The organism is Pusillimonas sp. (genome assembly GCF_035515275.1).
GTDB lineage: Bacteria > Pseudomonadota > Gammaproteobacteria > Burkholderiales > Burkholderiaceae_B > Pusillimonas.
In genome coordinates, this window is sequence record NZ_DATJBQ010000162.1 from 1 (window position 1) to 10,775 (window position 10,775).

Genomic DNA, 10,775 nt, shown 5'->3' on the forward strand with positions numbered 1-10,775 from the left:
CGACTGGCGGAGCTCTTCGACGAGCCCTTCCATGACCGGCTGGGCCTGAGACCACACCGGCAGCGAGCTCAGGTAGGCAAAACCCAGTTCCAACACCTTTGGCGTCAACCGAAACAGCCTGCCTTCGACCGACACATAACCCAGGCTGAGCAAGGTCAGTAAAATACGGCGTGCCCCTGCCCGGGTCAGACCTGTGCGCTCGGCTACTTCAGAAAGCGTCTGGGCGGGGGCGTCGGCGCCAAAGCTGCGCAGCACCGCGAGCCCGCGGGCAAACGAACGCACATAACTGTCGCCTGGCCGGGGCCCTTCTTTGTCATCGCCCTCTGGGCCACGGTCGCGCAGCGCTGGGTCTATGGAATTCATGAACAGCCTCATACAAACACGACTCCGGAAGGAGCCGGACGCGGCCAGGCCGCAAGCGGCGCCATTGCGTAAATACGGATGGACGCCGACCAATGGACCGGGGCATGATTGCATAGCACATTTGTGCCCGGCTCTATATGTGTTTCTGGCCGTAATGCAGCCGCACGCCAAGTGCCCGCTTGTCATTGACAAGTAGGCGGACGGTCATTATGCTAGATGCAGATAGTTCTACATCCGAATAAAAATTCATTATAAGAACAAAAATTGCTATTTTCAACGAAATGTTCGTACTGGAAACATGATCAATAAAATTTCTCCTTCGATCGAAAGTGCCCTGGCCGAAATCCACGACGGCGCCACCGTCATGATCGGCGGCTTTGGCGGTGCGGGCCAACCGGCCGAGCTAATCGACGGCCTTATCGCCCACGGCGCCAAAGACCTCGTTATCGTCAACAACAACGCGGGCAACGCCGAAATCGGCCTGGCCGCCCTGTTGAAAACAGGCCGGGTGCGCAAAATTATTTGCTCCTTCCCTCGCCAAGCCGACTCATATGTGTTCGACGAGCTGTACCGCTCGGGCAAGATCGAGCTCGAGCTGGTGCCCCAAGGCAACCTGGCCGAACGCATTCGCGCGGCCGGCGCCGGCATCGGCGCGTTCTTCACGCCCACCGGCTACGGCACCGAATTGGCCCAGGGCAAAGAGGTGCGCGAAATCAGTGGCCGCCAATACGTGCTCGAGCACCCCATCTTCGCCGACTTTGCGCTGATCAAGGCCGAAACGGGCGATCGCTGGGGCAACCTGCTGTACCGCAAAACTGCACGCAACTTCGGCCCCATTATGGCCACCGCCGCCAAATGCACCATTGCATCGGTACATAACATTGTCGAATTGGGCGAAATCGACCCTGAAACCGTGGTCACTCCCGGCCTGTTCGTCAAGCACGTGGTCAAGGTGCCGCGCACCGCCACCGGCCCGGCTGGTTTCAAACAAGATTAAGGATTAGCGTCATGAGCGAGCAAAAAAACACTCCCGCCTGGACGCGCGACGAGATCGCCGCGCGCGTAGCCGTCGACATTCCTGACGGCGCCGTCGTCAATCTGGGCATTGGCCTGCCCACCAAGGTGGCCAATCATTTGCCGGCCGACCGCGAAGTTATCCTGCACAGCGAAAACGGGGTTATCGGCATGGGTCCGGCACCCGCCAAGGGCGAAGAAGACTACGATCTGATCAACGCCGGCAAGCAACCCGTTACTTTGCTGCCGGGCGGCTGCTATTTTCATCATGCCGACAGCTTCGCCATGATGCGTGGCGGCCACCTCGATGTCTGCGTCCTGGGCGCGTTTCAGGTTGCCGCCAACGGCGATCTGGCCAACTGGAGCACCGGAGCCCCCGACGCCATTCCTGCAGTGGGCGGCGCCATGGACCTGGCCATTGGCGCCAAAAAAACCTATGTCATGATGGACCTGCTGACCAAAACCGGCGAATCCAAGCTGGTGCCCGAATGCACCTACCCCATCACCGGAGTCTCGTGCGTCAGCCGCGTTTACACCGACGTGGCCGTGTTTGACCTTACACCCGAAGGTACGCAGGTTATTGATATTGTGCCCGGCCTCAGCTTTGACGAACTGCAAAAACTGACGCCGGTTACCCTCACCGACGCTCGTACCGCTTAATCGTCAGCCTCGGCGACCCGATCAGCGGCGCCCCTTGTTTGCACACCCGCGGCTTGAACATGCATTGCCGGTGCGCGAACCAGGGGCGCCGTTTTTCATGACGGCCTTCACTCTAGCAACGTAGCCGCCTGCCTGCGAAACTCCCGGGGCGAAACACCTACTTCGCGCTTGAAAAAGCGCGTGAAATACGCCGGATCGGAAAAGCCCAGTGTGTGCGACACAACGCTGATGGTCATCGACGTATAAACGAGGTTACGCTTGGCCGCCAGCACCACCCGCTGGTGAATCAGCTCCAACGCCGAATGGCCCACAATTTGTCGGCACAGATTATTAAGGTGGGCCGGTGTAATACCGATTTGGCGCGCATAGCGCTCTACCGGCCACTGCTCGGCATAGTGCTTTTCGATCAGTTCGTTAAACGTGCTGAAATGGCGCCGTCCCCGATCGGCTGCCTGAGCCGGCTCAAGGGCGGACGTGTGCATCTGGCGTCGTACCCAAACCAGCAAAGTGGTCAGCATCGACTCGATCAGGGCACTGCGGTCGGGCCGGTTGCAAAGATACTCTTCTTGCAGAATGTCGAACAACATGTCGATGCGAGTACTTTGCTCGGGCCGCACGGTGTGCACATGAGGGAGCACAGGCAATAGCCCGGCGTCGTCAATACCTTGAGCCAGGCGGTTGGCCAATGGGTAGCCCAGCGTGACCACATGCCCCACGGCATTGGGTGCAAAGCGAAACCCGTGCACACACATTTGGGGCACCACCACTAGCTGGCCGGCATGCATGTCTTGATAACGGCCGTCCAGCCCAACGCGGGCATCGCCGCCCTTCAGGTACAGTAGCTGCATCAGCCCGTGATGCTGATGCAGCTTAATCTGCCAATCGTGCAATTTACTTCGGTCTGCGATAAGCTCGCAGTGCACCATGTCGGGCGTGGGCCAGTGCTCATTTTCGCCGTACAACTGATAAACCGGCACTAAAGCCTGAGTTGCCATAAGCAAACCTAGTTTACAAAAGTACAATTATTATAGGCAGAAATGCATTCCCATACGGGGGGTTTAAGGCCATTATTACAGCTGAACACTGATTTACAGTGGTTTACGAATTTAATGTCATGCCCTGCGGGTTCACGCCCGCCGTCACAGGAGACGCTCCATGAAAACACAAGTCGCCATCATCGGCGCAGGCCCCTCCGGACTGTTGCTCGGCCAGCTCTTGCATCACCAAGGTATTGATACCGTCATTCTCGAGCGTCGCTCGCCCGAATATGTGCTTGGCCGCATCCGCGCCGGCGTGCTCGAGCAAGGCATGGTCGATCTGCTTCGCGAAGCCAAGGCCAACGAACGCATGGACCGCGAAGGCGAGGTGCACACCGGCGTATCGCTGGCGTTCAACGGCATACAGCATCGTATCGACTTCAATAAGTACGCCAAGGGCCAGTCGGTTATGGTTTACGGCCAAACCGAAGTCACGCAAGACCTTATGGATGCCCGCAAGCGCGAAGGCGGCATCACCATCTACAACGCCGAAGACGTACAACTGCACGATTTTTACAGCGACAAGCCCCGCGTCACCTTTGTAAAAGACGGCGAAACGGTTGAGCTCGAGTGCGACTACATTGCCGGCTGCGACGGCTTCCATGGCGTATCGCGCCAATCGGCACCCAAGCACGAAATCCAGACCTTCGAGCGTGTATACCCGTTCGGCTGGCTGGGCATTTTGTCTGAAACACCCCCCGTGGATCATGAACTTATCTACGCGAACCACGAACGTGGCTTTGCCCTGTGCAGCATGCGCTCACAAGTGCTTAGCCGCTACTACGTGCAGGTGCCGCTCGACGACAAGATCGAAGAATGGTCCGACGACCGGTTCTGGGAAGAGCTTAAAACCCGTATTCCGAAAGAAGCCGCCGACCGTCTGGTTACCGGCCCCTCTATCGAGAAAAGCATTGCGCCGCTGCGCAGCTTCGTTACCGAGCCCATGCGCTACGGCAATATGTTCCTGGTTGGCGACGCCGCACACATTGTGCCGCCCACCGGCGCCAAGGGTCTTAACCTGGCAGCCAGCGACGTATCCACGCTATACCGCATATTGGTCAAGGTCTACAAAGAGAACCGCGTCGACCTGCTCGACAAATACTCCGAAATTGCGCTGCGTCGCATCTGGAAAGCCGAGCGCTTCTCGTGGTGGATGACCTCGATGCTGCACAAGTTCTCGGACGACGGCTTCGGCAAGCGCATTCAACTGGCCGAGCTCGACTACTACACCAGCTCCGAGGCCGGACTGACCAATATCGCCGAAAACTACGTGGGTCTGCCCTACGAGCCTATCGAGTAAGCCTCCAGTACTCCTGGCAACGGGGCGCGACCAAACAGTCAGATTGATGCACGCCCCGAATCCACCCATAAAAAAACGAGGTTGACCCTCGTTTTTTTATTTGCACCTTCAGCCTTACCGGGCCTACAGCATAAGCCACCGGCTCTAAAGCAGCTCTTTGCGAAGCTGTGCCGCGCTTTTCGGCGACAGCAGACCCGGAGGAACGTCGAGCACCGACTTGGCACCGGCTTGTCCCATTTGATTCAGGCGATGAGCGGCGCGCGCGTAAGCCACCAGAACACTGGCCGTAAACTCAGGGTTGCTTTCAAGCTTCAGGCCGTATTCGACCACTTGGGTATTGCCTTGCCCGGTAGTGCCGCTGCGAATCACGAAGCCGCCGTGAGGCATGGCTGCATGATCGCGTCGCAAGGTTTCTTCGTCGATGAAGGTGACAGTGGTGTCGTAATCGGCAAAGTAGTCGGGCATGGTGATAATAGCTTGCTCAACCGCCGCCGCATCAGCGCCTTCGGCCAGCACCACATAGCATTCGCGCTTGTGTTTTTCGCGGGTCGAAAGCTTGGGCAGTTCGCCTTGACGCACACGTTCCACGGCTTCGGGTACAGGCAGGGTGTACTGCACACCCCCCTTCACCCCCGGTACACGCCGCACAGCGTCAGAGTGACCCTGGCTGAGCCCCTTGCCCCAGAATGTGTAGGTCTCGCCCACTGGCAGTACGGCCTCGCCAAACAGGCGGTTCAATGAAAACAGGCCTGGATCCCAGCCCACCGAAATAATGGCCGTGTTGCCTGCCGGCTCGGCCGATTGGTTCACCGCTTCAAAGTACTGGGGCACCTTGGCGTGAGTATCGAAGCTGTCGACGGTATTGAACAGCGCCGCCAAAGCCGGGCCCTGCTCGGGCAGGTCGTTCTTGGAACCTCCGCACAGAATCAGGACATCGATCTTGCCCTGAAAGCCGCCAATATCATCAATATGGGACACCGGTGCTTTGCCCAGCAAAGAGACTTGGCCGGGATCACGACGGGTAAATACGCCCACCAGTTCCATGTCAGCGCTTTGCTGCAGCGCAAACTCTACGCCCCGCCCCAGGTTTCCATAACCTGCAATGCCTACTCGGATCTTCGTACTCAAACCGCTCTCCTGCTTGATCGTCTATATGTGCCGGTATTTTACGGCATGGCGCGCCCCATTCTGACTTGGCCACGATCCGAGGACCAGACAAAGCGGTGGCACCTTGCCTCCGAACGAATTAACATCCCTCGTAACCAAATAAAATATCCGCGAGAAACATGAAAAAGTCTCGAAAAATCTCCGGTGTAGTTGCAATAGGCGCGACGGCCTGCTCTGTCTGCCTGGCGGAGCCGGCCTTAAACCACGGTCCCTACGTGGGGGTGTTCGGCGGCACCGGCGGCGCCATTGCCACCAACTTGCAACAGAAAGGGGGCGTGTATCTTGAACCACCCGCCACCCGGCCGATACTGCCCATTCTCGCCAAAGGCTCGACCGGCGGCAGTCTGGGCGTGGGCGTGGGCGGCGTCCATATGGGCTACGAGTGGACGGGCTTGGGGCTAGGTTCTGGCTGGAGCTTGCGGCCGGCCGCAGAGATCGAAGGCATGTATATCGGCAAGCATTCGCCCATCGGGCAAATGCCGGTTCGACCCCGTGCCTTGGGTACACAATACGTAACCGTACCCACCACGGCCGGCGTACTGCTGGCCAACGCAATCTTTACCTTTGAAACGCCGTACTCAAAGAAAGTATCGCCGTATATTGGAGTAGGCGCGGGCGTGGCGCTGGTGTCCATCAAAGGGGCTGACTCAGCCAACCCCTCCGAACCCGGCATCAATCATTTCAACTCCGACCCGGATGCCACAGATTCGGCCTTTGCCGTGCAGTTCAAGGCGGGGCTTAAGGGCGACATAACCAACAAGCTGTTTTGGTTTGCCGAATACCGCTATCTGTCGATCGACTCCACCCATTACAAATTTGGCGCCACCGATTACCCCGGACTGCACTTACCGACCAAAACGTGGGACGTGCAGATGGGCAGAAAAAACTTCAACCTGTTTGTTGCCGGGGTGCAGTACCGGTTTTAGCGTCGCTGCCCGATCATCGTCGACCGTCAGAACGGCTTTGGCCAGAGAAAGCTCCGTATCCGAGTTTGTATATTAATAATTTCTAAATTAGAATTATCTTATATAAATTGTCTGGCTATATTCATACAGAACACCTGTATGAATGATATCCGTTCAAAAACCAGATACTGGAAACACCATGAACCACGCCGCACAGATTCAAGCTTTTTTCGACGATGCCACTAACACCGTCACCTATCTGGTCTCTGACCCGGCAACCAAAGCGGCGGCCGTCATTGACCCGGTTCTCGATTACGATCATCGTAGCGGCAAAGCATCAACGGCTTCGGCCGAGCGCGTGCTCAACGAAGCCAGCGAACTAGGACTGCAGGTCATCTGGGTGCTCGAGACCCATGCCCATGCCGACCACTTAAGCGCCGCTCCTTACATCAAGGAACGCACTCAGGCAAAAGTGGCCATTGGGGCGCATATCACCGAGGTGCAGAAAATATTCACCCCGGTCTTCAACCTGGACGACGTGTCTGAAGACGGCAGCGAGTTCGACAGGCTGCTGCACGACGGCGAAACCCTGGCCATCGGCAACCTGACCGTAACGGCCATGCACACACCCGGCCATACCCCTGCATGCATGGCCTACCAGATCGGCGACGCCGTGTTTGTAGGCGATACGCTTTTCATGCCCGACTACGGCACCGCCCGTGCTGATTTTCCAGGCGGCAGCGCACAAACCCTGTATCAATCCATACAAAAGCTGCTGGCCCTCCCTCCTGAAACCCGTTTGTTCATGTGCCACGACTATAAAACCGAAGAACGTGACACCTATGTTTGGGAAACCACCGTCGCCGAACAACGCGCACACAATATTCATGTACACGATGGGGTGTCTGAAGCGCAGTTTGTGGCCATGCGCAACGAGCGGGACGCCGGCCTGCCAGCACCGACGCTGTTACTGCCCTCCATCCAGGTCAATATCCGCGCGGGGCATCTTCCCAAGCCCGAATCCAACGGCATGAAGTACCTGAAAATTCCAGTGCGCTTTCCAGGCTGACCCGCTCTGCGGGCCCACCACGATTGGCAAACACTAACAAAACATACAAACAATAAAGGCCTGGGCCGGCATATGTGCCGGCCCAGGCCTTTTCGGATTTAATGCCCGACTAAACAGGGCAATAAAAACTTAAGCTTTCTTCAGCGACTTTTTCAACGCTTTGATTTTGCTCTCTTGCTTTTGCACTTTGGCTTGGCGAGCTTTGATCTTTTGCTTGATGGTTTTAACGTTCTTGGACATGGTTGCTTCCTTACTTTATTAGGCGTTACTCAGCGGGCTCATGCTTTTGAATGAACCCACGAATAAACGACCTGATTTCGCGAGCCGCGGAGGTATCCAGCTTTTCACATAATCGTAAAAATTGCTCGCGCTCGGTGCTGCTGATACGAATCAGCAACTGGCTATCTTTTTTGTTGGGCTTTACTTTAGCGGGCTTGTCGGACGGATTGTTAGGCATCAGAAAGGCCCGAAAAAAGCAATGCTCAACCTGAAAAGATATATGCATTGTATATACATTTTAGTAAGAAGACAAGAGCGATGGGTTTACTGAACTGAACAGCCTTCGGCAAACATTTGGTTCGTTCAGCCGCTCCATGTGCGAACCTTGCCGGTATCCACATGAACGAAGTCGCTTCCGGGGTAATAACCGACCCCACCCGCCTTAAGCTCCAGGGCGGCGTCTCGCAGCTCTTTTAACGGAACCCCCGGTATGCGCAGGTCGACCGCCTTGCCGTCCATGTGCAAACTGCGTTTAGCCACGCCGCCACCCCGGGTTGTGCGCAAACGCTCGTTGGTCGCAGGCGCCCGGTAGCCCGAGATGATCTGATAGGGGTTGCGAGCCTTGAGCGAGTTGCGCAAGGCATGCATGATGTCGTAAAGCCCCGGGTCCATGCTGCCGACCAAGCCCGAATAATGATCCCGCAAGAAGTTATTCAAATCGACCAACGCCTCGGGCACGTAGCGCCGGCCTAGGGCGAAGGTCAAATCGATTTGCTCGCGTGTGTGCGTGTGGTCCATGGCCAGTTCACGCGGGGCAGTGCCCACAAAAGTCGCCCTGGCAACCATCGGAAAGCCCAATAAAATGCCTGCCCCCGAGGCACCGGTTAAAAAGCGCCGGCGTGCAGAGTTGGTTTTGAGTGTCATGAGTGCATCGTAAATATGCGGCCGGCCTTACAACAAGGACACGGCCCACGGCCGACATGTCAGGGTGCCCGACGAGCGCTGTGCAACGCCTGCTCAAGACGCGCATCCTGTTGATAGATATCGGGAAAAAAATAAACTGTACCACTATCTTTAACAACAACGGTACTGTAGGCGATCAATACCGGAATGGTTTGGGCCAGGCGCAGCGTGTACGACTTGCCCCCTTGCATGGCAGCCTCGATTCGCTGGGTGGTCCACTCGGGCTGATTGCGCAAGACGAACTGGGCCAGTTGCACCGGGGCCTCGACACGAATGCAGCCGTGGCTGAAATCGCGACGTGCACGAGAAAACAGTTCTGGTGCCGGCGTATGATGCAGGAAAATGTTCTGGTCGTTGGGGAAGATAAATTTAATATCGCCCAACGCATTACGGGGGCCGGGGCGTTGACGAATACGCCACTCACCGCGTTGTACGGCATCAATCGCATCGCCTGACAAGGTGTTTACGACCGTCCCTTCACGAGTCACGAACTCAAACCCCTGCCTAGTGAAATAGCCGGGGTCGCGGCGCAACCGGGGCAGCGTTTCTGCACGGGCAATCGAACGAGGCACATTCCAGTAGGGGCTGAACTCGATAAACCGCATGTCTTCAAGAAAAATGGGAGTGCGCGTGTCAAGCGCCCTGCCCACCACCACCCGCATTTCCAGATCCAGCTTGACCTGGCCCTCGTGCAGCTCGTACGCCCTAAGCATGAACTCGGGAACGTTCACCACAATCATGCGGGGTGCATGCATCAGCGGTGTCCAGCGAAGACGCTCAAGCGTCAACGCCATCTGTTCGACCCGTTGGGCAGGCGTAATCTCTAGCTGCGCTACCGTACCCGGCCCCACCACCCCGTCGACGTCCAGGCCATGACGAGCCTGAAACCTGCGCACACCCTCTTCCAGCACCGAATCGTAGTGATCGGCCGCCACGACCCCGGCCGGCAAATCGCCCACAGCCTCAAGGCGCGCCGCCAACACGGCCAAACCCTGGTAGGGCTGCCCGGACTTTAACGAACGGCCCGGTAGCGGCGCAAGCGGGGTGCGCCAGGCGCGATGGTCACCCATGGCTCGATAAGTATTCATGGCCGACCGTACTGACTCATACATGGGCACCTTGGGCTGCGCCGACTGTAGCGCTTGCGCTAGACGACCCTCTTGCCGCGCCCGCAGCACGTAGGCGCGCGCATCGAACCGATTCAAAGACGGAGCCTTGAAATCATGCTTGAGCTGCTCGGGGGTGAGACGCCCCTGGTTCAGTTCGGTTAAATAGCGTTCGAGTGCATGGGTTAGCTCGGCATCCAGGTGCGCCAAAGATTGCGGGTCGGAATTGCTGCGCGATGCCTGCTCAAACGCCTGCGCAAGTTCCACGGCCCGATAGTCTTGCGGGCGCAAACCCTGATCCTGGGCGTCAGCCAACGTAGCCAGAGCCGCTCGCGCATCTTCGCCGGGCCGACCGTTTTCGAACCAGGAAGGCATCGGAAGCATCAATTCGGCCGGGACCGACCCAAGGCCCGACGTAGCGGCAGGCGTTTCAAGTTCGGGCACGGGGGCCACCGCATTGGAATGAGCCTGGCCGGATGCAAAGGCGGCGTAGCCTGACAAAACGCCGGCCAGCACCATATATAAGAATGGTTTCTTCATGGGGAACGCAGTATTTACCACAAGCTTAGCTGCGCTATTGTCCCACAGTGCATGGCCGCACAGCCATTGACAGGCCCCCGGGGTCAAAACTACTGTAACCATGCCGGCGCCCCACAGCACACCGCTGGCGCGGCGGTTTCCTTCAAGCAGCACCTTCAACCAGCCACTTCAGGAGAAACCCATGCATGAGCCCCGATTCAACTACGCTGACGCCGCGCCGGACGCCTATCAGGCCGCCGTGGCACTAGACCGATACATCGTCAAGGAAAGCGGGCTTGCCCCGCGCATCTTGCATTTGCTCAAGTTGCGCGCCTCCATTATTAATGGCTGTGCCTTCTGCGTCGACATGCATCGCAAAGAAGCCCTGCACAGCGGCCTGAGTGAGCAATGGATCAATATGGTGTCCGTCTGGCACGAATCGGTTATTTTCAC

Annotated in this window: 11 protein-coding genes; 6 read left to right on the plus strand and 5 right to left on the minus strand. The window is 57.5% G+C overall.

Annotation, left to right across the window (positions count from 1 at the left end; genetic code table 11):
- Nucleotides 1-363, minus strand: a 363-nt coding sequence (locus tag VL003_RS11910) for a helix-turn-helix domain-containing protein (RefSeq protein ID WP_325442757.1), incomplete at its 3' end; no start/stop codon positions are given.
- A gap of 298 nt (nt 364-661) precedes the next feature.
- Here VL003_RS11910 and VL003_RS11915 point away from each other — a divergent pair.
- Nucleotides 662-1,360: a 3-oxoacid CoA-transferase subunit A gene (locus VL003_RS11915; RefSeq protein ID WP_325442759.1), complete on the plus strand. Its 699-nt coding sequence runs from the start codon at nt 662-664 to the stop codon at nt 1,358-1,360.
- A gap of 11 nt (nt 1,361-1,371) precedes the next feature.
- Nucleotides 1,372-2,037: a 3-oxoacid CoA-transferase subunit B gene (locus VL003_RS11920; RefSeq protein WP_325442761.1), complete on the plus strand. Its 666-nt coding sequence runs from the start codon at nt 1,372-1,374 to the stop codon at nt 2,035-2,037.
- A gap of 107 nt (nt 2,038-2,144) precedes the next feature.
- Here the strand turns inward: VL003_RS11920 and VL003_RS11925 are convergent, their stop codons facing one another.
- Nucleotides 2,145-3,032: a helix-turn-helix domain-containing protein gene (locus VL003_RS11925; RefSeq protein ID WP_325442762.1), complete on the minus strand. Its 888-nt coding sequence runs from the start codon at nt 3,030-3,032 to the stop codon at nt 2,145-2,147.
- 160 nt (nt 3,033-3,192) lie between these two features.
- Here VL003_RS11925 and pobA point away from each other — a divergent pair, with 160 nt between their 5' ends.
- Nucleotides 3,193-4,374: a 4-hydroxybenzoate 3-monooxygenase gene (gene pobA, locus VL003_RS11930; protein WP_325442764.1), complete on the plus strand. Its 1,182-nt coding sequence runs from the start codon at nt 3,193-3,195 to the stop codon at nt 4,372-4,374.
- Nucleotides 4,375-4,518: 144 nt separating this feature from the next.
- On the opposite strand, the gene VL003_RS11935 is transcribed toward pobA, so the two are convergent.
- The gene (locus VL003_RS11935) at nt 4,519-5,502 is read right to left on the minus strand and encodes a diaminopimelate dehydrogenase (RefSeq protein WP_325442766.1); all 984 of its coding nucleotides are present in this window, start codon (nt 5,500-5,502) and stop codon (nt 4,519-4,521) included.
- A gap of 158 nt (nt 5,503-5,660) precedes the next feature.
- Between VL003_RS11935 and VL003_RS11940 the strand changes: the two genes are divergently transcribed.
- A complete protein-coding gene (locus VL003_RS11940; RefSeq protein ID WP_325442768.1) occupies nt 5,661-6,467 on the plus strand; it encodes an outer membrane protein in 807 nt (268 codons plus the stop codon).
- A 178-nt stretch (nt 6,468-6,645) separates the two neighbouring features.
- Nucleotides 6,646-7,515 carry an MBL fold metallo-hydrolase gene (locus VL003_RS11945; RefSeq protein ID WP_325442770.1) on the plus strand — a complete coding sequence of 290 codons (870 nt, stop codon included), beginning with the start codon at nt 6,646-6,648 and terminating at the stop codon, nt 7,513-7,515.
- A 582-nt stretch (nt 7,516-8,097) separates the two neighbouring features.
- Here VL003_RS11945 and mepK read toward each other — a convergent pair.
- Together mepK and VL003_RS11955 are read right to left on the minus strand one after the other, a co-directional pair.
- The gene (gene mepK, locus VL003_RS11950) at nt 8,098-8,658 is read right to left on the minus strand and encodes a peptidoglycan L,D-endopeptidase MepK (protein WP_325442772.1); all 561 of its coding nucleotides are present in this window, start codon (nt 8,656-8,658) and stop codon (nt 8,098-8,100) included.
- A gap of 59 nt (nt 8,659-8,717) precedes the next feature.
- Nucleotides 8,718-10,343 carry a L,D-transpeptidase family protein gene (locus VL003_RS11955; protein WP_325442774.1) on the minus strand — a complete coding sequence of 542 codons (1,626 nt, stop codon included), beginning with the start codon at nt 10,341-10,343 and terminating at the stop codon, nt 8,718-8,720.
- 181 nt (nt 10,344-10,524) lie between these two features.
- Between VL003_RS11955 and VL003_RS11960 the strand changes: the two genes are divergently transcribed.
- Nucleotides 10,525-10,775: carboxymuconolactone decarboxylase family protein (locus VL003_RS11960; protein WP_325442776.1), on the plus strand; the 251-nt coding region annotated here is incomplete at its 3' end.